19 protein-coding genes are annotated in these 21,379 nt (G+C 71.4%); 16 read left to right on the plus strand and 3 right to left on the minus strand.

Translation table 11 applies throughout. The annotated features are described in order from the left end of the window. The first annotated feature begins 56 nt into the window (after positions 1 to 56). Positions 57 to 2,924: a translation initiation factor IF-2 gene (gene infB / locus SOM35_RS05270; RefSeq protein ID WP_320514645.1), complete on the plus strand. Its 2,868-nt coding sequence runs from the start codon at positions 57 to 59 to the stop codon at positions 2,922 to 2,924. Positions 2,925 to 3,001: 77 nt separating this feature from the next. After that, positions 3,002 to 3,484, plus strand: a complete 483-nt coding sequence (gene rbfA, locus SOM35_RS05275) for a 30S ribosome-binding factor RbfA (protein ID WP_301222112.1) — start codon at positions 3,002 to 3,004, stop codon at positions 3,482 to 3,484. Positions 3,485 to 3,583: 99 nt separating this feature from the next. On the opposite strand, the gene SOM35_RS05280 is transcribed toward rbfA, so the two are convergent. Further along, positions 3,584 to 4,483: an HhH-GPD family protein gene (locus SOM35_RS05280; RefSeq protein ID WP_320514646.1), complete on the minus strand. Its 900-nt coding sequence runs from the start codon at positions 4,481 to 4,483 to the stop codon at positions 3,584 to 3,586. A 53-nt stretch (positions 4,484 to 4,536) separates the two neighbouring features. Between SOM35_RS05280 and SOM35_RS05285 the strand changes: the two genes are divergently transcribed. The 5 genes from SOM35_RS05285 to SOM35_RS05305 all read left to right on the plus strand — a co-directional run bounded on the left by SOM35_RS05285 (position 4,537) and on the right by SOM35_RS05305 (position 7,885). Continuing rightward, complete coding sequence (locus tag SOM35_RS05285) at positions 4,537 to 4,983, plus strand: hypothetical protein (protein WP_320514647.1); 447 nt, start codon at positions 4,537 to 4,539, stop codon at positions 4,981 to 4,983. A 38-nt stretch (positions 4,984 to 5,021) separates the two neighbouring features. Further along, positions 5,022 to 5,963 (plus strand): tRNA pseudouridine(55) synthase TruB, encoded by a 942-nt coding sequence (truB, locus tag SOM35_RS05290; RefSeq protein WP_320514648.1) that lies wholly within the window; start codon positions 5,022 to 5,024, stop codon positions 5,961 to 5,963. Beyond that, complete coding sequence (locus SOM35_RS05295; protein WP_221850305.1) at positions 5,960 to 6,325, plus strand: hypothetical protein; 366 nt, start codon at positions 5,960 to 5,962, stop codon at positions 6,323 to 6,325. Before truB ends, SOM35_RS05295 begins: the two co-directional genes overlap by 4 nt. A gap of 115 nt (positions 6,326 to 6,440) precedes the next feature. After that, the gene (locus SOM35_RS05300; protein ID WP_221850304.1) at positions 6,441 to 6,905 is read left to right on the plus strand and encodes a hypothetical protein; all 465 of its coding nucleotides are present in this window, start codon (positions 6,441 to 6,443) and stop codon (positions 6,903 to 6,905) included. A 17-nt stretch (positions 6,906 to 6,922) separates the two neighbouring features. Beyond that, positions 6,923 to 7,885 carry a bifunctional riboflavin kinase/FAD synthetase gene (locus SOM35_RS05305; RefSeq protein ID WP_221850303.1) on the plus strand — a complete coding sequence of 321 codons (963 nt, stop codon included), beginning with the start codon at positions 6,923 to 6,925 and terminating at the stop codon, positions 7,883 to 7,885. A gap of 80 nt (positions 7,886 to 7,965) precedes the next feature. Here SOM35_RS05305 and SOM35_RS05310 read toward each other — a convergent pair whose 3' ends face one another. Continuing rightward, positions 7,966 to 9,198, minus strand: coding sequence for a DUF349 domain-containing protein (locus SOM35_RS05310; protein ID WP_320514649.1), 1,233 nt, complete (start codon positions 9,196 to 9,198; stop codon positions 7,966 to 7,968). A 113-nt stretch (positions 9,199 to 9,311) separates the two neighbouring features. Next, positions 9,312 to 10,115 (minus strand): peptidylprolyl isomerase, encoded by an 804-nt coding sequence (locus SOM35_RS05315; protein WP_221850301.1) that lies wholly within the window; start codon positions 10,113 to 10,115, stop codon positions 9,312 to 9,314. 117 nt (positions 10,116 to 10,232) lie between these two features. Here SOM35_RS05315 and SOM35_RS05320 point away from each other — a divergent pair, with 117 nt between their 5' ends. From SOM35_RS05320 to SOM35_RS05360, 9 genes are all read left to right on the plus strand, one after another. After that, positions 10,233 to 11,615 carry a replication-associated recombination protein A gene (locus SOM35_RS05320; RefSeq protein ID WP_414648554.1) on the plus strand — a complete coding sequence of 461 codons (1,383 nt, stop codon included), beginning with the start codon at positions 10,233 to 10,235 and terminating at the stop codon, positions 11,613 to 11,615. Positions 11,616 to 11,889: 274 nt separating this feature from the next. Continuing rightward, on the plus strand, positions 11,890 to 12,519 hold the full coding sequence (gene rpsD, locus SOM35_RS05325) for a 30S ribosomal protein S4 (protein ID WP_110902175.1): 630 nt from the start codon (positions 11,890 to 11,892) through the stop codon (positions 12,517 to 12,519). A gap of 114 nt (positions 12,520 to 12,633) precedes the next feature. Continuing rightward, a complete protein-coding gene (locus SOM35_RS05330; RefSeq protein WP_221850300.1) occupies positions 12,634 to 12,828 on the plus strand; it encodes a hypothetical protein in 195 nt (64 codons plus the stop codon). Between the two features lie 47 nt (positions 12,829 to 12,875). Then, positions 12,876 to 15,533, plus strand: coding sequence for an alanine--tRNA ligase (gene alaS / locus SOM35_RS05335; RefSeq protein WP_320514650.1), 2,658 nt, complete (start codon positions 12,876 to 12,878; stop codon positions 15,531 to 15,533). A gap of 8 nt (positions 15,534 to 15,541) precedes the next feature. After that, on the plus strand, positions 15,542 to 15,985 hold the full coding sequence (gene ruvX / locus SOM35_RS05340) for a Holliday junction resolvase RuvX (RefSeq protein WP_320514902.1): 444 nt from the start codon (positions 15,542 to 15,544) through the stop codon (positions 15,983 to 15,985). A 72-nt stretch (positions 15,986 to 16,057) separates the two neighbouring features. Further along, positions 16,058 to 17,761 (plus strand): endolytic transglycosylase MltG, encoded by a 1,704-nt coding sequence (gene mltG, locus SOM35_RS05345; protein ID WP_320514651.1) that lies wholly within the window; start codon positions 16,058 to 16,060, stop codon positions 17,759 to 17,761. Positions 17,762 to 17,859: 98 nt separating this feature from the next. Continuing rightward, a complete protein-coding gene (locus SOM35_RS05350) occupies positions 17,860 to 18,474 on the plus strand; it encodes a shikimate kinase (RefSeq protein ID WP_320514652.1) in 615 nt (204 codons plus the stop codon). Then, a complete protein-coding gene (aroB, locus tag SOM35_RS05355; protein WP_414648555.1) occupies positions 18,471 to 19,568 on the plus strand; it encodes a 3-dehydroquinate synthase in 1,098 nt (365 codons plus the stop codon). The genes SOM35_RS05350 and aroB overlap by 4 nt, the downstream gene beginning before the upstream one ends. A 74-nt stretch (positions 19,569 to 19,642) precedes the next feature. After that, on the plus strand, positions 19,643 to 21,334 hold the full coding sequence (locus SOM35_RS05360; RefSeq protein WP_320514653.1) for an ABC1 kinase family protein: 1,692 nt from the start codon (positions 19,643 to 19,645) through the stop codon (positions 21,332 to 21,334). Positions 21,335 to 21,379: the final 45 nt, after the last annotated feature.

The raw sequence follows: 21,379 nt of genomic DNA on the forward strand, positions 1-21,379 counted from the left end.
ACCCGTCAACCATTGAGTCCTGCCCCTTGACGGGGTGGGACCCGTGAAGGAGAACAGTGGCGAAACCACGCGTACACGAGATCGCAAGCGAGCTCGGCGTCGACAGCAAGACCGCAATGGAGAAGCTCAAGGAACTCGGCGAATTCGTCAAGGGCCCGAGCTCGAGCATCGAACCCCCCGTCGCACGGAAGCTCCGTGCGGCACTGCAGGCCGAGGGCGCCTCCGCGTCCGCAGCCCCGGCAGCGCCCGCCGCCGCGAAGGCCCCTACGGCCCCGCGTTCCGGCGCCCCGAAGCCCGGTGGCCCCAAGCCCGGCCCGAAGCGTCCCGCTCCGGAGCCCGAGCCCGTCGTCGAGGAAGCACCCGCAGCGGCCCCGGCCGTCGACGGGGCCCCGACGCCGGCCGCCCCGAAGTCCGTCGCGCAGCGTCAGGCCGAGGCAGAGGCCGCCCGCAAGGCCGCGGCCGAGCAGAAGGCCGCTGAGCAGGCAGCTGCACAGCAGCCCGACGGCGACCAGACGGACTCCGGTCCGAGCGACGCCGTCAAGCCCGGTGGCAGCAAGCCGTCCGGTTCCGGCTCGGCCCCGAAGCCCGGTGGCCCGAAGCCCGGTGCCCGTCCCGGCAACAACCCGTACGCGTCGAGCCAGGGCATGGGCGCACGTCCGCCGCGCCCCGGCAACAACCCGTTCGCCTCCAACCAGGGCATGGGCCAGCGCCCGGCCGCCGGAGCCGGCAACGGCATCCCGCGTCCGCAGCCGCCGCGTCCCGGTGCGCCCCGTCCGGGTGCTCCGCGTCCCGGTGGTCCCGGTCAGAACAACCGTCCCAACGGCTTCGGGCAGCGCCCGGGCCAGGGTGGCGGCGGTCGTGGCGGCCCCGGTGGTGGCTTCAACCGTCCCGGTGGTGCCGGTGCCGGCGCAGGTGGCGGCTTCGCCCGTCCCGCGTTCACCGGTCCGCGCCCCGCAGGTGGTGGCGGCCGTGGCCGTGGCCCCGGTGGTGGCACCGCTGGTGCGTTCGGTCGCGGTGGCGGCAAGAGCCGTGCCCGCAAGTCGAAGCGGACGAAGCGCGCCGAGTACGAGATGCGGCAGGCGCCGTCGCTCGGCGGTGTGCAGGTCCCTCGTGGCGACGGCAACACGGTCATCCGTCTCCGTCGCGGTGCGAGCATCTCGGACTTCGCGGACAAGATCGACGCGAGCCCCGGCAACCTGGTGACGGTGCTGTTCCACCTCGGTGAGATGGCGACCGCGACCGAGTCCCTGGACGAGGCGACCTTCGAGGTCCTCGGCGAGGAACTGGGCTACAAGATCCAGGTCGTCTCGCCCGAGGACGAGGACAAGGAGCTCCTCGAGGGCTTCGACATCGACATCGACGCCGAGTACGCCGACGAAGACGACTCCGTCCTGCAGCAGCGTCCCCCGGTCGTCACCGTCATGGGTCACGTCGACCACGGTAAGACCCGACTGCTCGACGCGATCCGCAACTCCAAGGTCGTCGAGGGCGAAGCCGGCGGCATCACGCAGCACATCGGCGCGTACCAGATCGTCACCGAGCACGAGGGCATCGAGCGCCCGATCACCTTCATCGACACCCCGGGTCACGAGGCCTTCACGGCCATGCGTGCTCGTGGTGCCCAGGTGACTGACATCGCGATCCTCGTGGTCGCGGCGGACGACGGCATCATGCCGCAGACGATCGAGGCGCTGAACCACGCCCAGTCGGCCGGTGTGCCGATCGTGGTCGCGGTGAACAAGATCGACAAGGACGGGGCGAACCCGGCCAAGGTCCGTCAGCAGCTCACCGAGTACAACCTGGTGGCCGAGGAGTACGGCGGCGACGTCATGTTCGTCGACGTCTCCGCTCGTCAGAACATCGGCATCCAGGACCTCCTGGACGCCGTGATCCTGACCGCGGACGCCGGTCTCGACCTGCGTGCGAACCCCGACAAGGACGCCCGAGGCGTCGCGATCGAAGCACGGCTCGACAAGGGCCGTGGTGCAGTCGCCACCGTCCTCATCCAGTCCGGCACGCTGCACGTCGGTGACGCGATCGTCGCCGGCACGGCGTACGGCCGTGTCCGTGCGATGGCGGACGAGAACGGCACCGCGGTCGACGCCGCGACGCCGGCCCGTCCGGTCCAGGTGCAGGGTCTGTCGTCGGTGCCCCGCGCCGGTGACACGTTCCTCGTCACCGAGGACGACCGCACCGCCCGTCAGATCGCCGAGAAGCGTGAAGCCGCACAGCGCAATGCCCAGCTGGCCAAGGCCCGCAAGCGCATCTCGCTCGAGGACTTCACCCGTGCGCTCGAAGAGGGCAAGGTCGACTCGCTCAACCTCATCATCAAGGGTGACGTCTCCGGTGCCGTCGAGGCACTCGAGCAGTCGCTCCTGGACATCGAGGTGGACGACAGCGTCCAGCTGCGCATCCTGCACCGCGGTGTGGGTGCGATCACGGAGTCGGACATCGACCTCGCCACGATCGACAACGCGATCGTCGTCGGCTTCAACGTCCGTCCGGACGTCAAGGCCCGCGAACGCGCTGCCCGTGAAGGCATCGACGTCCGCTTCTACTCGGTCATCTACAACGCACTCGAGGACATCGAGAACTCGCTCAAGGGCATGCTCAAGCCCGAGTACGAAGAGGTCCAGTCGGGGGTCGCGGAGATCCGCGAGGTGTTCCGTTCCTCCAAGTTCGGCAACATCGCCGGTGTCATCGTCCGGTCCGGCACGATCACGCGCAACGCCAAGGCGCGCGTCATCCGTGATGGCGTGGTCGTGGCCGACGGACTGGCGATCGAGTCGCTCCGTCGCTTCAAGGACGACGTCACCGAGGTCCGCACGGACTACGAGGCCGGTATCGGTCTCGGCAAGTTCAACGACATCCAGCCCGGCGACGAGATCGAGACGACCGAGCTCGTCGAGAAGCCGCGCGACTGATCGCACTGAGTACCCTGGGCCCCGCCTCCTCCGTCCGGAGGAGGCGGGGCCTCACCCCGTTCCGCAAGGAGGAACCCATGGCTGACCCGCAGCGCGCACGCAAGATGGCTGACCGCATCAAGGAAGTCGTCGCCCGTCGGCTCGACAAGGGCCTGCGCGACCCGCGCCTCGGCTTCGTGACGATCACCGACGTCCGGGTGACCGGGGACCTGCAGCACGCGTCGATCTTCTACACCGTGTACGGCTCGGACGAGGAGCGCGCCGACTCCGCGGCGGCGCTCAAAGCCGCGACCGGCATGCTCCGCACCGAGGTCGGCAAGAACATCACAGCGCGGCTCACCCCGTCGCTCGAGTTCATCGCCGATGCCCTGCCGGACACGTCGGCGCACCTCGAGGACCTGCTCGCGCAGGCCCAGATGCGCGACCTGCAGGTCAAGCAGGTCGCCGTCGGCGCCACCTACGCCGGCGACGCCGACCCGTACAAGCACGACGAGGACGACGAGGACGACGCAGCGGACGAGGACGGCCCCGCGTCGTCCTCCGACGCGCCGCGCGCCTGACACCCGTCGAGACACACGAGAGCGCCCGTCACCACCCGGTGGCGGGCGCTCTCATGTGCGCGGCGACACCTGCTCGGACGAGATGGCACCCGGCCGGGCTCAGCCGCGCGGCAGCCGGTACCCCTCGACGTCGTCGCCCTCGGCGAGCCCGTCCCGCAGCAGCGACGCGAGCGCCCGGTCCCGCTGCGCTTCGTCCGGCCACACCATCGCGATCTCGTCCCGGGTCACGGGGACGTCGCTCGCCCGCAGTTCGGCCATGATCATCCCGCGGACCTGCCGGTCGCTGCCGGCGAACCGCGACTGCTTGGGTGCGCGGGGGCCGTCGTGCTCCGGGTACCCCGCGGCACGCCAGGCGCAGCGGTCCGCGATCGGGCAGGCGTCGCAGGCGGGGGAGCGGGCGACGCACACCAGGGCGCCGAGCTCCATCACGGCCGCGTTGGTGGCGGCAGCGTCGTCACGGTCGTCCGGCAGCGTCGCGTCCATCAGCGGCAGATCCTGCTTCGGCTTCGCCGGCCCGGGTTCGCCCTGTCCGAGCACCGCTCGCGCCAGGACCCGGCGGACGTTGACGTCGACGACGGGGTGCCGGTCGCCGTACGCGAAGACCGCGACGGCCCGTGCCGTGTAGTCGCCGATGCCGGGGAGTGCCAGGAGCGCATCGACGTCCCGGGGCACGACGTTGTCGTGCTGTTCGGCGATGACGGTCGCGGCCGCGTGCAGGGCCAGGGCGCGTCTCGGGTAGCCGAGCCGGTCCCAGGCACGCACCGCGTCCGCCGGGGGTGACGCTGCGAGGTCCGCAGGTGTCGGCCACCGGGTGAGCCACGCCTCCAGTCGGGGGACGACCCGCGCCACCTGCGTCTGCTGGAGCATGATCTCGCTGACCAGCGTGCCCCAGGCGGGGAAGCCGGGCCGTCGCCAGGGCAGGTCGCGGGCCTCCTGGCGGTACCAGGCCAGCAAGGGGGACGAGATCGCCGCCGCCCTGTGGATGGTCGCGTCGTCCACAGACGGACTGGAGGCTCTGCCCACGTTCACCACGACAGCCTACGGTGGTGGACATGGCACGCTGGGCACCGCAGGAGATCGACACCATGGCCGCGATCGCGAGCGAGGTGGTGGCACAGGTCGGCACGAACCTCACCGTGATCGCCGTCGACGGTCAGGACGGCACCGACCTCGAGCACGTCGCGGCGGCACTCGTCGCCGGGTTCGAGCAGCACGGGGTCCAGGCGATGGCCGCGGCAGCACCGTCCGCGGACGTCGATGCCCTGCGCAGCGAGCTGGTGACCCCGTTCCGGACGACCGGCGCGGGCGAGGGCGTCCTCGTCGTGCACGGGCAGGGGCTCCTCGCCCCGAGCACCCGCACGCTCTGGCGCTGGTCGCTGTGGGTGGAGCAGGAGTCCGGCCGGCTCGGACGACGGGCCGACGTCAAGATCGCCGCGTCCGCCGTGCTCGACGTCACCGACCCGGAACACCCCCGGCGCGAGTGGAACGACGCCTGCTGACTGGCGCTCGACGTCCGTCCCGCTGCTAGTCTCGTCCGGTGCTCGTGACCCCGCCCGACGGCATCCTCCTCGTCGACAAGCCGCAGGGCATCTCGAGCCACCGCGTGGTCTCGATCGCCCGGCGCCGTCTGGACCTCAAGAAGATCGGCCACGCCGGCACGCTCGACCCGATGGCGACCGGCCTGCTCATCCTCGGTGTCGGCCCCTCGACCCGGCTCCTGACGCACCTCGTCGGCCTCGGCAAGACCTACACGGCCACCATCCGCCTCGGTGTCGGCACGGACTCGGACGACGCGGACGGTGACCCCGTCGCGGCGCTCGGAGCCCCGGCGGACTCCGTCAGCGACGCGGCGATCGAGTCGGCCGTCGCGACGCTCCGCGGTCCGATCGACCAGGTGCCCTCCACGGTCAGCGCCATCAAGGTCGACGGGCGCCGTGCCTACGACCTCGCCCGGAAGGGCGAAGAGGTCACCCTCAAGGCCCGTCGCATCACCGTCGACCGGTTCGAGGTGCAGGGCCGCGTCGACCGGGTCGTCTCGGTGCACGGCGCCGACGTGCCTGTGATCGACCTCGACGTCGTCGTCTCCTGCTCGTCCGGCACCTACGTCCGGGCGCTGGCACGCGACGTCGGCGCGGCCCTCGGTACCGGCGCCCACCTCACCGCTCTCCGGCGCACCGTCGTCGGCCCGTTCTCGGTGGAGGACGCCGTCGACCTCGAGGACGACGCCGTCGACGTCCGGGCAGCGCTCGCGCGTCCCACCGACGTGGCACGTCGGCTCTTCCCGGTCGTGCAGCTCGACGGACCGCAGGCCAAGGACCTCGGAGACGGCAAACGCATCACCGCCGACCACCCCGACACCGACGGCCCGGTCGCTGCGATCGCCACCGGCGCCGACCGACTCGTCGGCCTGGTCGCCGTCCGCCGCGGACAGCTCCGGGTCATCACGAACTTCCCGACCGCGACAGGAGCGACGCCGTGATCGAGTGGTTCATGTGGGTGCAGTTCGGCATCGCCTGCGTGATCGGACTGGCCGCCGTCGTCCTCGGCCTCGTCGGTCGGAAGCCCGACGACTACACCGTCGGGGCGCTCGCGCTCGTCGAGCTGCTGCTCCTGGCGCAGCTGGTGGTCTCGCTCGTCGCCCCTGCGGTCGGCAACCCACCGCAGGGCAACGTGCTCGAGTTCTGGGTCTACGCGGTGTCGGTGGTGCTGGTCCCGCCGGCGACCATCATCTGGGCACTGGTCGACCGCACCCGCTGGAGCACGGTCGTGCTCGGTGCCGGGGCGTTCACCGCCGCGGTGATGGTCTACCGGATGTACCAGATCTGGTTCGCGCTGAACTGACGGTTCCGTCCGGTCCCGTCGCGGCCGTGGCACGTCCGCTGTGGGCGTCCGACGCGGTCGTCCGCCGCCCGCGCCCCGTGCCCGGGACCCTGCGACGATCGGTAGGATCGGTGCAATGGTGATCAAGTCCTCCGCAGGTACCGACCGGCCGGCTCGGAGTCGTCGGACGTCGTCCCTGGCCAGCGGTGTCGGACGGGTCCTGATCGCGGTCTACGGCATCCTCGCCCTGGCCGCCACCGGGCGCAGCATCGTCCAGATCGCCGAGAAGTTCTCGTTCGCACCGTTCGCGTACACCCTGAGCGCGATCGCCGCCGTGGTCTACATCGTCGCCATGGTCGCCCTCATCGCACCCGGCCGGTTCTGGTACCGGGTCGCCTGCGTGACGATCGTCTTCGAGATGACGGGCGTGCTCGTCATCGGGACGCTCTCGCTGCTCGACCGGCAGCTGTTCCCCGACGACACGATCTGGTCCTACTACGGCCTGGGCTACGCCTTCGCCCCGCTCGTGCTCCCGATCGCCGGACTGTGGTGGCTCCGCAAGCACCACCGCACCGCAGCGTCCGGAGCCCCGGCAGCGTGACGACGGAGGGCTCGCACATGCACTTCTACGACGACGTCGCCGACGTCCCCGACGACTTCGGGCCGAGCGCGGTCACGATCGGCAAGTTCGACGGTGTCCACGTCGGGCACCGAGCCGTCATCGCCCACCTCGAGGACGCCGCACGGGCGCGTGGGCTCGTCTCGACGGTCGTCACGTTCGACCAGCACCCGCTGAACGTCATCGACCCCGGACGGGTGCCGCCGGCGCTGACGAGCACGGCACAGCGCCGGGAGCTCCTCGACGCGGTCGGTGTGGACACCACCCTGCTGCTCCGGTTCGACTCCGCGCTGCAGGCGAAGCCTGCCGAGGCGTTCGTGTCCGAGATCCTCGTCGACGCCCTGCACGCAGAGCTCGTCTTCGTCGGCAGCGACTTCCGGTTCGGGGCCCGCGGTTCCGGTGACGTCACCCTGCTCCGGCAGCTCGGGGAACGGCACGGTTTCCAGGTCGAGCTCATCGACGACGTGGAACTGGTCGACGACGTCCGACCCGCGGGGGAGCGACGCGTGTCCTCCACGTGGATCCGAGAGCTCCTGTCCGTCGGACGGGTGGCCGAAGCCGCTCGTCTGCTGGGCCGTGAGCACGCCGTGCGGAGCGTCGTGGTGCACGGCAACCAGCGCGGCCGGGCGATGGGGTACCCGACGGCGAACCTCGCGCCGGCGTGCGAGGGCTTCGTCCCGGCCGACGGCGTCTACGCGGCCCGGGTGCTGCACGACGGCGTGACCTACCCGGCCGCGGTCTCGGTCGGCAACAACCCGACCTTCGAGGGCGTCCCCGCGAAGCAGATCGAGGCGCACCTGCTCGACGTCGACATCGACCTGTACGACGAGACGATCTCGGTGCTGTTCGTGGCCTACGTCCGGGGCATGGTGGCCTTCGGCGGGATGGACGAACTCGCGGCGCAGATGCGGCAGGACGACCTGGACATCCGACTGCTCCTCGGCATGCCCGTCACGACCTGACGTCCGGCGACTGCGAACGCAGACACACGAACGCCCCGCGACCGATCCGGTTGCGGGGCGTTCGTGTGTGGTGCCCTGGATCAGCCGCCGAGGGCGTCGAGCCAGATCTTGCGGGCGTCGAGCGCTTCCTGCGCGTCCTTGATCTTGCGGGCGTCACCGGTCGCCTGCGCGTCGGCGAGCTCGGACTGCAGCTTGGCGATCGCGTCCTCGAGCTGGCTGGCCAGACCCGTCTGACGGGCCTTGCGCTCCGGGTCGGACTGCTTCCAGTGGGTGTCCTCGAGGCTGCGCACGTGGTTCTCCACCGCACGGATGCGGTCCTCGACGCGACGGACGTCGGCCCGGGGGACCCGGCCGATCTCGTCCCAGCGGCGCTGGACGTCGGTGAGGGCCTTGCGCGCGGCGACCCGGTCCTGGATCTGCAGGATCGGCTCGGCCTCGGTCAGCAGCGCGAGCTTCGCCTCGAGGTTGCCCGAGTACTCCTCGTTCTCGGCCGTGTTCTCGGCGTGGCGCTGCTCGAAGAGGACGTCACCGGCGGCCTTGAAGCGTGCCCAGAGCGCGTCGTCGTGGCGCTTGCCTGCCCGACCGGCGTTCTTCCAGTCGTCCAGCAGCTCTCGGTAGGCAGGGATGGCGTCGGACCCGCGGGGAGCGAGCGCCTCGGCCTGCTGCACGAGTTCCTGCTTGCGGGCACGGGCGTCGCGGTGCTGCGAGTCGAGCTCGGAGTAGAACGCGCGGCGGTGCTGGTCGACCGTCGAGCGGGCGGTGCGGAACCGCTTCCAGAGGTCGTTCGCGTCGTTCTTCGGGATGCGCGGGCCGTCGTGCTGGTGCTGCTGCCAGCGGGCGAACACGTCGTCGAGCTGCGCGGTCACCTGCTTCCACTGCGCGCGGGCGGGGTCGACCGCGGCGAGTGCCTCGGCCTCTTCCACCAGGGCGGTGCGGTAGGCGAGCGCCTCGGTCAGGGCAGCCTGCGCCTGCGCGGCCTGCTCCTTCGTGAGCGAGCCCACCTGGTCGGTGAGGGCGCCGATGCGGTCCTCGAGCGACTTGACGTCGCCGACGACACGGGCTTCGGCGACCAGGCTGCGCAGGTGCTCGACGGTCCGGGCGACGTCGTTCGCGGACGCGCCGCCCTTGACGCGCTGCTCCGCGATCTTCACCTGGCCTTCGAGGTCGGCGTACTTGCGGGCGAAGTAGGCCAGCGCCTCTTCAGCGGAGGCGTCGGGGTACTCGCCCACGACCCGCTCCGAGTCCTCGTACCGGACGTAGACCGTCCCGTTCTCGTCTACCCGGCCCCAGGTCGTTGCTTCGTCAGATGCCACAGGTCTCGCCTCGATCGTGGTCGTGCATCACCGACGTCACCGTCGGCACGGTCAGGTCGTCAGCCTATTGCACCGCCGCGCCGTGCGACGGGCGTGTGCGTTTTCGCTGTGGACTACTTCTGCTGCGCGATGGTCGCGCCGGTGATCTCGGTGGCCACCTTCGGCTCGCCGGAGCCGTCGGAGCCGGCGTCGGCGATGCCCTTCGACGTCACCTTCGACACCAGTTGCGACAGCCCGCTGGTCACCTTGCCGACGACGGTGTAGCCGCCGGTGGACGGGTCGAGCGTGGTGTCGTCGGTGACGATGAAGAACTGCGTCGTCTGTGACGACGGGGTCGCGCCGCGGGCGATGGCGATCGTGCCCTTCGCATAGGTGCCGTCGCTCGGCACGTTCTCGAGCGGGCCGTACTGGAACCCGGCGTCACCCGTGCCGTCGCCGTTCGCCGAGCCGCACTGCAGGAAGTGGAAGCCGGTGCTGTCGGCCAGGCGGTGGCACTTCGTGCCCTCGTAGAACTGCTTGCGGATCAGGTCGATCTCGACGCTGGTGGCCTGCGGGGCCTTCGCGCCGTCGAGCTCGATGCCCAGCCGGATGTCCTTGTTCAACGTCAGGGTGCCGGTCCAGGTCGCGCCCTTCGCGATGCCCTTGCTCGGCACGTCCCCGGTGTTGCCGGCGGTCGCGCTGGCCGACGGTGTGGGGGCGGCGGTCGAGGTCGCGCTGGCCGACGCACTGTCGGCACCCTGCGTCGAGGCGTGCACGAGCTGCGAGCCGGTGGCGAGTGCGGCGACGAGCACCAGCGCCCCGGCACCGATGACGTTGTCCCGGACCCGACGTCGACGCTGACGCTCGTGGAGGCCCTGCCTGGCCTGGTAGAGACGGAGTCGCTCGCGGGCTTCACGGCTCTGGTTCTTCGGTGCCACGGTGCTCTTCTGACCTCTCGTCGCGGTGTCAGACGAGCGTACCGGTTCACCCGTCGCGGGCCCGGCGGTGCCGGCCCGGACGCCGGGGAAGTCGGTGTCGGCCCGTACGATCGAGGTATGGCAACTGACCGGTCGGGGATGAACGCGCCCACGACGGGCGGCCGGACCGGCCTCTCGCAGGGGTCCGTGCCCCTCGCCGTGCGGATGCGTCCCACCAGCCTCGAAGAGGTCGCCGGTCAGCAGCACCTGCTCGGCCGGGGATCGCCGCTGGTCCAGCTGGCGACCGGTTCGCGCGAGAGCCCCGGCGGCGTCTCGGTGATCCTCTGGGGGCCGCCCGGCACCGGCAAGACCACCCTGGCGCAGGCGATCGCCCGGCAGTCTGGCCGTGAGTTCGTCGAGCTGTCCGCGGTCACCGCCGGCGTCAAGGACGTGCGCGAGGTCATGGAGAAGGCCCTCACGCACCGGGACCTCTACGGCGCGACGACGGTCCTGTTCCTCGACGAGATCCACCGCTTCAGCAAGGCGCAGCAGGACGCCCTCTTGCCCGGGGTCGAGAACGGCTGGGTGATCCTCATCGCGGCGACCACCGAGAACCCGTCCTTCTCGGTCATCTCGCCGTTGCTCTCGCGCTCCCTGCTGCTCACGCTCAAGCCCCTGACGGACGCCGACCTCGGCATGCTCGTCGACCGCGCGGTCGAGGACGCCCGGGGCCTCCGGGGGTCGGTCGTGCTCGGCGACGAAGCACGGGCCGCGATCATCCGCCTGGCGTCCGGGGACGCCCGACGCGCGTTGACGGCGCTGGAGGCCGCGGCCGCGTCCGCCGTGGCGGCGCAGGACGACGACGAGCGCGAGTCCGGTACGGTTCCGGTCGTCGACGCCGACACCGTCGCCGCCGCAGTCGACCGGGCGCTGCTCCGCTACGACCGGCAGGGCGACGAGCACTACGACGTCATCAGCGCGTTCATCAAGTCGGTCCGGGGGAGCGACGTCGACGCCGCACTGCACTACCTGGCGCGGATGATCGAGGCCGGCGAGGACCCGAGGTTCATCGCCCGGCGGATCATCATCTCGGCGTCCGAGGACATCGGGATGGCGGACCCGCAGGCGCTGCCGATCGCCGTCGCCGCCGCGCAGGCCGTCCAGCTCATCGGCATGCCCGAGGGTCGGATCCCGCTCGCCGAGGCCGTGGTCTACCTGGCGACCGCGCCGAAGTCGAACGCGGCGTACAACGGCGTGAACCAGGCCGTGGCCGACGTCAAGGCCGGGCGGATGGGCGTCGTGCCGAACCACCTCCGGGACGCGCACTACGCCGGGGCGAAACGGCTCGGGCACGGCAAGGGGTACGTCTACTCGCACGATGCCGAACACGGGGTCGCCGCCCAGCAGTACCTGCCCGACGCCCTGGACGGCACCGAGTACTACACGCCGACCGCCAACGGCTTCGAGCGCGAGATCGGGCCGCGGCTCGACCGACTGCGCGGGATCATCCGCGGCGACTGACCGGGCTCGCGACGCGCGGTCGGTCTGGTCCCCACGGCGGGACCGGATGCTGCTATCGTTGACGGGCCTACGTCCTGGTCCTCGCGTGCGGCTGCGTCGAGGACACAGTGTCGGACACGTCCTGAACGGACCTGACCGGCACGGGGGCAGAGGTTCGGGCTGTAGCCGCCCGATCCCACAGGCTCATCCCTCTGGATCCCGTCACGGGGTCCGTCGGTGCGTGCGCGCTCCGAGACCCGTGACCACTTCAGTTCAGTACAGAGAAAAGGACCCTGTGTCTACCAAGTCACGCACCCGCAGCAAGACCCGCCTGTCTCGCGCGCTCGGCATCCCGCTGACGCCGAAGGCGGCCCGTTACCTCGAGAAGCGCCCCTACGGGCCCGGTGAGCACGGCCGTACGCGCCGTCGTCAGGACAGCGACTACGCCGTCCGTCTCCGTGAGAAGCAGCGCCTGCGCGCCCAGTACGGCATCCGCGAGAAGCAGCTCCGCATCGTCTTCGAAGAGTCCCGCAAGGCCGCCGGTCTGACCGGTGAGAACCTCGTCGAGACCCTCGAGACGCGTCTGGACGCCCTCGTGCTCCGTGCTGGCTTCGCCCGCACCACCTCGCAGGCCCGCCAGCTGATCGTGCACCGTCACATCCTGGTCGACGGCAAGCTCGTCGACCGCCCCTCCTTCCGCGTCAAGGAGGGCCAGCTGATCCACGTCAAGCAGCGCTCCGAGTCGCTCGAGCCCTTCCAGGTCGCCGCTGCCGGTGGCCACCAGGAAGTGCTCCCGAAGGTCCCGGGCTACCTCGAGGTCGAGATCGACAAGCTCCAGGCCCGCCTGGTCCGTCGTCCGAAGCGCGCCGAGGTCCCCGTGACCTGTGAAGTGCAGCTCGTCGTCGAGTACTACGCAGCCCGCTGATCCCAGCAGCTGTGTGAACGGCGGGTCGTCCTCCTCGGAGGGCGGCCCGCCGTTCTGCGTCCCCGCGATACGCTTGTCGGACGTGCGCTCCGGCGTACGCGAGAGGGAGGCATCGTGAAGCAGCTGTTCTTCGTCGCCGTCGGCGTGGTCATCGGGTTCGTCGCCGCACAGCGCGTCAGCCGGACGCCGTCCGCAGCACACCTCCTCGCCCAGGTCGACGCCCGGGCGAAGGCCTTCACGGGCGCCGTGGCCGAGGGGTACCGCTCGCGCGAAGCCGAGCTGCGCCCGAACGGCCACACGCCCACCTGACCCACCCCGAGCCTCCCGTCCCCGCCACACGCCCTACAGGAAGCACCATGCAGACCGCAGAGATCCGCCGTCGTTGGCTCCAGTTCTTCGGTGACCGCGGCCACACCGTCGTCCCGTCCGCGTCGCTCGTCTCGGACGACCCGTCGCTGCTGTTCACGGTGGCCGGCATGGTGCCGTTCATCCCGTACCTCACCGGGCTCATCCCGGCGCCGTACCCGCGCGCGACGAGCGTCCAGAAGTGCATCCGCACCAACGACATCGAAGAGGTCGGCAAGACCCCGCGGCACGGCACGTTCTTCCAGATGAACGGCAACTTCTCGTTCGGGGACTACTTCAAGGAGCAGGCGATCCAGTACGCCTGGGAGTTCCTGACGAACCCGGAGTCCGACGGTGGGCTCGGGTTCTCGGCGGACGACCTGTGGGTCACGGTCTACGAAGAGGACGACGAGGCGATCGAGTTCTGGAAGCGGCACTCGACGCTGCCCGACGACCGGATCCAGCGCCTCGGCAAGGACACGAACTACTGGTCGACCGGGCAGCCCGGTCCGGCCGGCCCCTGCTCGGAGATCTTCTTCGACCGCGGTCCGGAGTACGGCATCGACGGTGGCCCGGCCACCGACGACGACCGCTACGTCGAGATCTGGAACCTGGTCTTCATGCAGTACCAGATCGCCGACGTGCGGTCGAAGTACGACTTCGAGATCACCGGCGAACTGCCGAACAAGAACATCGACACCGGCATGGGGCTCGAGCGCGTCGCGTTCATCAAGCAGGGCGTCGACAACATGTACGAGATCGACCAGGTGCGCCCGGTCCTCGACGAGGCCGCCGCGGTGTCCGGTCGCCGCTACGGCGCCGACCACGAGGACGACGTCCGGATGCGGGTCATCGCCGACCACGTCCGCTCGGCGCTCATGCTCATCACCGACGGCGTCTCGCCGTCGAACGAGGGCCGCGGCTACATCCTCCGCCGGCTGCTCCGCCGCACGGTGCGCGCGATGCGGCTGCTCGGGGTCGAGGGCGCGACCTTCCCCCGGCTGTTCCCGGCGTCGCGTGACGCCATGCAGGCCGCCTACCCCGAGGTGGGCGAGCAGTACGACCGGATCGCCCGCATCGCCTACGCCGAAGAGGAGACCTTCCTCCGCACGCTCGCGCAGGGCACGACGATCCTGGACGTCGCCGTCGACCGCGCCAAGCAGGACGGCCGGCCGTCGATCGGCGGGGACACCGCGTTCCTGCTGCACGACACCTTCGGGTTCCCGATCGACCTGACGATGGAGATGGCGGAAGAGGCCGGCGTGCACGTCGACCGTTCCGCGTTCGAGACCCTCATGTCGGAGCAGCGCTCGCGCGCCAAGGCCGACGCGAAGAGCAAGAAGACCGCCCTCGCCGACCTCAGCGTCTACAGCGCGTTCCGTGCCGCGGGGGAGACCGTCTTCCTCGGCTACGACGGGCTGCAGGCCGAGAGCCGGATCCTCGGTCTCATCGTCGACGGCCGGAGCGTGGACCGCGCGGTCGCCGGTGACATCGCCGAAGTGATCCTCAGCGAGACGTCGCTCTACGCCGAGTCCGGTGGCCAGGACGCCGACCAGGGCTCGATCGTCGGCAACGGCTTCGACCTCGAGGTGCTCGACGTGCAGCGCCCGGTCTCCGGCCTCTGGAGCCACACCGTCCAGGTCCGTTCGGGCGAGGTCGGCGTCGGTGACCCGGCGACCACCCTGGTGGACGCCGAGTACCGCCGCGGTGCGACCCAGGCCCACTCGGCCACGCACCTGGTGAACGCGGCGCTCCGTGACGTCCTCGGCCCGGAGGCACTGCAGGCCGGCTCGTACAACAAGGCCGGCTACATGCGCCTGGACTTCTCCTGGAGCCAGCCGGTGTCACTAGAGACCCGCACCGAGATCGAGGAGGTCGTGAACACCGCGATCCGCTCCGACCTCGAGGTCTCGACGCGCATCCTGCCGATCGACGACGCCAAGGCGCTCGGCGCCCAGGCGCTGTTCGGCGAGAAGTACGGCTCCGAGGTCCGCATGGTCGACATCGGCGGCCCGTGGTCCCGTGAACTCTGCGGTGGCATCCACGTGGCCTCCAGCGCCCAGGTCGGCCTGGTCAACCTGGTGGGCGAGTCCAGCGTCGGGTCGACCAACCGCCGCGTCGAGGCCCTCGTCGGGCTCGAGGGCTTCCGCGAGCTCGCGGTCGAGCGGACCATCGTGTCGCAGCTCTCGAGCGCGCTCAAGGCACCTCGTGACGACCTGCCGGGCCGCGTGCAGTCGCTGCTCGAGGACCTGAAGACGGCACAGAAGCGGATCGCCGAGTTCGAGTCGGCGAACCTGCAGCAGCGCGTGCCGGCGATCGCCCGGACCGCCGAGCGTGTCGGTGCCGTCGCGCTGGTCGCCCAGGTCGTCGACGGGCTCTCGACAGGCGATGACCTGCGCGCCCTCGCCACCGGCGTCCGTGGCCAGCTCGGCTCGGACGCGGCCGTGGTCGTGCTCGGTGCCGTCGTCGGCGGCAAGCCGGTCGTGATCGTCGCGACGAACGACGCAGCCCGCGCCGCCGGCGTCCAGGCGGGCCCGCTCGCCAAGGAGGCAGCCGGTGTCCTCGGCGGCGGTGGCGGTGGCAAGCCGGACCTCGCGCAGGGCGGTGGCACCGACACGTCGGCGCTGCCGGCTGCCCTCCGCGCCGTGTCCGACCGCATCGCGGCCTGACGGTGACGATCCGCTCCGGGCGCCGGCTCGGCATCGACGTCGGTCGCGCCCGGATCGGGGTCGCCGTGTGTGACCGCGACGGACTCCTCGCGACCCCGGTCGAGACCGTCCGTCGCGACGACTCCGCCGACGTCCGCCGGATCCTGGCGATCGCGGACGAGTACGACGTCCTCGAGGTCGTCGTCGGACTGCCGCTGTCGATGGCGGGCGGCGACACCGCGTCGACCACGGACGCGCGGGACTTCGCCGCCCGGATCGCGGCGCACCGTCCGGTCCGGCTCGTCGACGAACGGCTGTCGACGGTCACCGCGCAGCGCGGGCTGCACCAGGCGGGGAAGAACACCAAGAAGTCCCGGGCCGTGATCGACCAGGCCGCCGCTGTTATCATTCTGCAACATGCGCTCGACCACGAGCGCGCAGCCGGCGCCCCACCCGGGGCCGAACTCCCCTGACAGCTGCCCTCCCGGACCCGCCCCAGCGCTTCCGGAGCCGCACGGGGTTCCCGACCGAGAGACCGAGGACCGTTGGCAGACGATCTGGACTGGAACGCGATCATCGCGCCCGGCAGCGACGCCGAGCGCCGTGACCGCACGGAGACCCGCCGCGGCGAGGACCCCACTGAGACACCCACGGACGGACCGCCGCTCTCGCGTCGGGAAGCCCGGGCAGCACGGGCACGAGCCGAAGCGGCCGCCCGTCCCGACGAGACTCCGACCGACGGCGATGCCCCCCGTGACCGCGCGGTGAGCGACGGCGCAGCGAGCGACGGCACGGCGAGCGACGACGCTCCCCGCGACGACGTCCGGCGTGACGATGCCGGGAGGCCCGCCCCCCGACCCGTCGTCGGCGCAGCCCCCACGGACGGTGACGTCCACCCCGACGTGCACGCCCTCCTCGGCGGCTCCCTCCACAGCGGCCCGGTCCCGGGAGCGCGCGGCGAGGACGCGAGTGCCGGGGCGGCTGCGGATGCCGCAGCCAGCGCCGACGCGACCGACGACCGGCCGGCGGACGGCCCCCTCGACGACGGCCCCAGCGACGACGGCCTCGCCGGCGACGACCTCACCGGCGGCGGCCGCGGTGCCGGTGGCCGAGGCGGCAACGACGGAGGCCGACGTGGCGGACGTGGTGGAGCCTCCCGGCTGCCGCGCGACGAACGTCCACCGCGACGCAAGGGCCCGCTGATCGCCGGGATCGTCATCGTGGCGATCGTGGTCGCCGGCGGTGCCGTCGCCTACAACTTCGCCGCCCCGAAGATCCAGGCCATCGCCAGCGCGATCTCGGGCTCGCAGGAGAGCGACGACTACACCGGTGACGGTACCTCGAAGGTGACGATCACGATCAAGGACGGCGACATCGGCGAGGACGTCGCAGCGACGCTGCAGCGGAGCGGTGTCGTGAAGACCTCGAAGGTGTTCTACCAGCTGCTGCTCGCGTCGCCGAACGTGCAGTTCCAGCCGGGCTCGTACGCGCTGAAGAAGAAGATGAGCTCGAAGGCTGCGCTGACGGCGCTGCAGGACAAGGCCAACCGGGTCCAGGACCCGTCCATCGTGATCCCCGAGGGCACGGCGCTCACGGACATCGAAGCCGGCATGGTCTCGAAGGCCGGGCTGAGCAAGGCCGACGTCGAGGCCGCTGCGAAGGACCTCTCCGCCTACGGTCTGCCGTCCGGCGTCACCACGCTCGAGGGCTGGCTGTTCCCGGCCACCTACCCGATCAACCCGAAGTGGACGGCGGAGCAGTACTTCACGACCATGGTCGACACCATGAAGCAACACCTGAAGTCCGCCGGTGTCGCCGAGGCCGACCAGGAGCGGGTGGTCGTGTTCGCGTCGCTCGTGCAGAAGGAGGCCGGTCTCGCCGCCGACTACCCGAAGGTCGCCCGGGTGTTCCAGAACCGGCTCGACGACGGGATGCTCCTGCAGTCCGACGCGACCGTCGCCTACGGCACGGGCAACACCCACCGTGTGACGACGACGGATGCCGAGCGCGCGGACGCGTCGAACCGGTACAACACGTACCAGCACGAGGGGCTGCCGCCGGCGCCGATCTCCAACCCGGGTGACCTCGCCATCAACGCGGTGACCAAGATGGCGACCGGCAACTGGCGCTACTTCGTGACGGTGAACCTGGAGACCGGGGAGACGGTGTTCTCGGACACGCTCGCGCAGCACGAACAGGCCGTCAAGCAGTTCCAGGCCTGGCTGCGGGCACACCCGAACTACCAGTAGGCACTCGGACCACCAGTACGACCACGCGACGGGCGGCGGTCGGTGTCCCGCACGGGGCACCGGACGCCGCCCGTCGTCGCTGTGGGAGGATGGTCGTCATGCTCCAGGGGTCGACCGCAGCGCCGATCGTCGTGATCGGTCCGATGGGTGCCGGCAAGTCGAGCGTCGGGCGCCGGGTCGCGAAGGCCCTCGGCGTCCCGTTCACCGACACCGACCGGGTGATCGTCCGCGAGCACGGTCCGCTCCCGCAGTTCTTCGCCGAGCACGGTGAGCCGGCGTTCCGCGAACTCGAGGCCGCGGCGGTCCGTCAGGCCGTCCAGACCGGCGGCGTCGTGTCGGTCGGCGGGGGAGCGGTCATGCACCCGGACACCCGCGCCGCGATGGCCGGGGCACACGTCGTCCTGCTCACCGTCACGGCCGAGGCGGTCGCCGCCCGGATCGTCGGGAGTGACCGCCCGCTGATCGCCGCGGGCGGCATCACGGCGTGGCAGCGCATCCTCGACGAGCGGGCCGACACCTACGCCGAGCTGGCCCACGCCGTGTTCGACACCTCGCGCCGGCCGATGTCCCGGGTCGCCGAGGACATCGTCGCCTGGGTCCGCAGCACCCCGGGCAGCGACGCGGAACCGACGCCCGCAGCACCCGGTACCGCAACACCCGGCCCCGCAGCACCCAGCCCCGCAGCACCCACCTCCGACGAAGGAGCACCGTGACCGAGTCGACCCTGCCCGAAGGCACCACCGAGATCCGCGTCGGCGGTGAGGGCGGCTACGTCGTCGCGATCGGCAACGGGCTGCTCGCCTCGGTCCCCGCCCTGCTCGGCCCGCGGGTCGCGAAGGTGCTCATCGTGCATGCCCCGACCCTGGGTGCCCGTGCCGAGGACCTCCGTCAGATGCTCGTCGGCGCCGGGCTCGAAGCCCTCATCGCCGAGGTGCCCGACGCCGAGGCCGCCAAGCGCATCGAGGTCGCCTCGTTCTGCTGGCAGGTCATGGGCCAGTCGGACTTCACCCGCACCGATGCCGTCATCGGCCTCGGTGGCGGCGCGGTCACCGACCTCGCCGGGTTCGTCGCCGCCACCTGGCTGCGCGGCGTGCCGTACCTGTCGATGCCGACCACCGTCCTCGGCCTGGTCGACGCGAGCGTCGGCGGCAAGACCGGCATCAACACGAACGAGGGCAAGAACCTGGTCGGCGCCTTCGCGGCGCCGCGCGCCGTGGTCGGCGACCTCGACCTGCTCCGCAGCCTGCCGCGCAACGAGATCCTGGCGGGCTTCGCCGAGATCGTGAAGGCCGGCTTCATCGCGGTGCCCGAGATCCTCGACGTGATCGAGGCGGACGTCGACCGCGTGACCGACCCGACGACCCCGGAGTTCCGGCGCGTGGTCGAGCTCGCGATCGAGCTGAAGGCACAGGTCGTGTCGGAGGACTTCACCGAGCAGGGTCGCCGCGAGGTCCTCAACTACGGCCACACCCTCGGCCACGCGATCGAGCACGCTGAGCGGTACCAGTGGCGGCACGGTGCGGCGATCGCGGTCGGCATGGTGTTCGCCGCCGAGCTCGCACGGCTCACCGGGCACCTGGACGACGCCACCGTCGACCGGCACCGCTCGATCCTGGACTCGCTGTCCCTGCCGACCACGTACCCGCTCGGCCGCTGGCAGAGCCTGCTCGCGACCATGCGCCGCGACAAGAAGGCGCGGGCCGGCATGCTCCGCTTCATCATCCTCGACGCGGTCGGCAAGCCCGTGACGCTCGAGGGTCCCGAGGACCACCTGCTCTTCACCGCCTACCAGGAGGTCGGCGCCTGAGCGTGTGACCCGGGCCGGTGCCGGGACCGCAGCGTGCCCCGCTGGACCCCAGGCCCGCGGAGCAGACTGGCATCGTGCCCAACCCGCCCCGCCTCAGCGACTTCTCCCCTCAGCAGCGTCAGGAACCCGCGGGGTTCCGGAGTCGGGGCCGTCGCTTCGCGGAGGTCCTCGGCATCGCCCGACGGCACGCGCTGCTGCCCTTCCGGCGCCTCGACTTCTCGCACGACCCGGCGACGTCCGAGCTCCGCCGGAGCCAGGCGGACCACCTCCGCCGTGCGCTCGAGGAGGCCGGCGGCGGGTTCGTCAAGATGGGCCAGCTGCTCTCGACCCGCGACGACCTGCTGCCGGAGGAGTGGACCGAGGAACTCGCGCACCTGCAGCGGAACGTCCGTCCCGCCGCGCCCGAGGAGGTCACGGCATTGCTCGAGGCCGAACTCGGTGCGCCGGTGGACCGGGTGTTCGCGTCCTTCGACCCCGAGCCGGTCGCCGCGGCGTCGATCGCGCAGGTGCACCGTGCGCGGCTCACCGACGGCACCGCGGCGGCCGTGAAGGTCCAGCGCCCGGGCATCGACGCGGCCGTCCGCCGTGACGTCGACATCGCGCTCCGGGCCGTGCGGTTCCTGACCCGGACCTCGGCCCAGGCCCGCCAGCTCGGGATCGTCCAGGTCGCCGAACAGTACGGCGCCGACCTGATCCGGCAGGTGGACTTCTCGGCCGAGCTCCGGAACCTCGAGTCGCTCCGCGCCGCCCAGGCCCGCAGCGCCCGGCCCGACGAGGTCCGGTTCCCGGAGCCCTACCGAGACCTGTCGAGCCGCCGCGTGCTCGTGATGGAGTTCCTGGAGGGCGACACGCTCAGCGCGATCCGCGCCGAGCGCTCGGACCGCGACCTCGACGAGCCGATGCGCTCGATCCTCCGCTCGTTCCTCCGCCAGGTCGTCTTCGACGGCGTCTACCACGCGGACCTGCACCCGGGGAACGTGCTGGTGCTGCCCGACGGGCGGCCCGCGCTCATCGACTTCGGATCGGTCGGGAGGCTCGACCCGGGTCTCCGGGACACGGTCCAGGAACTGTTGGCCGCGTACCTGCAGGACGACACCGCGCGGATCGCCGACACGGTGCTCCGGATGGCGCCAGTCCAGAACGTGGAGGACGAGGCGGACTTCCGTCGGGACATGGCCCGGTTCGTCGCCGAGGAGCTCGGCCCGGGCGCCCGGATCGGCGTCGAGACGGTCGACGACGCCGTCGAGGTCTTCGGCCGCTACCGGCTGCGCGCGCCGGCGGACTTCGTGGCGGCGGCCCGCGCGCTCGCGATCTTCGAGGGCACGCTCCGCACGCTGACCCCGTCCTTCGACCTGCTCGAGGAGTCGCGCGGACTCGCCGCCGAGCAGATCCGTGACCAGCTGCGCCCCGCGGCCATCCGGAGCGTCCTGGTCCGCGAGCTGTTCGGCCTCGTCACCTCGGCGCGCCGCCTGCCCCGGCGGATCGACAAGATCACCGAGGCGGTGGAGGCGGGCAAGCTCTCGGTGAACATCCGTCTGCTCAGCGACCGCCGGGACCGTCAGACTGTGTCGGGCATGATCCGTCGGGTGCTGCTCGTGCTCCTGGGAGCCGGGGCGGGCCTCCTGTCCGTGGTGTACCTCGCCGAGCCGGTGCGCCCGACCGCGGTCATCTCGACGCTCGTCGCCGGGGCCCTGCTCGGTGGCACCAGCGTCGTGCTGCTGGTGTGGGCGGCGATCGACGCCTGGGTCGCGCGCCGACGGCAGTAGCCCGTCCGCTACACTCGTCCGGGGCTCCACGAGCCCGTGAGACCT

Source organism: Curtobacterium sp. CFBP9011 (assembly GCF_034045095.1).
Taxonomy (GTDB): Bacteria; Actinomycetota; Actinomycetes; order Actinomycetales; family Microbacteriaceae; genus Curtobacterium.

Excerpts from the sequence above, each read along its gene's own strand:
- rbfA (WP_301222112.1), top strand. The coding sequence starts at position 3,002 with ATGGCTGACCCGCAGCGCGCACGCAAGATGGCTGACCGCATCAAGGAA.
- SOM35_RS05285 (WP_320514647.1), top strand. The coding sequence starts at position 4,537 with ATGGCACGCTGGGCACCGCAGGAGATCGACACCATGGCCGCGATCGCG.
- SOM35_RS05300 (WP_221850304.1), top strand. The coding sequence starts at position 6,441 with ATGGTGATCAAGTCCTCCGCAGGTACCGACCGGCCGGCTCGGAGTCGT.
- SOM35_RS05305 (WP_221850303.1), top strand. The coding sequence starts at position 6,923 with ATGCACTTCTACGACGACGTCGCCGACGTCCCCGACGACTTCGGGCCG.
- SOM35_RS05320 (WP_414648554.1), top strand. The coding sequence starts at position 10,233 with ATGGCAACTGACCGGTCGGGGATGAACGCGCCCACGACGGGCGGCCGG.
- alaS (WP_320514650.1), top strand. The coding sequence starts at position 12,876 with ATGCAGACCGCAGAGATCCGCCGTCGTTGGCTCCAGTTCTTCGGTGAC.
- SOM35_RS05350 (WP_320514652.1), top strand. The coding sequence starts at position 17,860 with ATGCTCCAGGGGTCGACCGCAGCGCCGATCGTCGTGATCGGTCCGATG.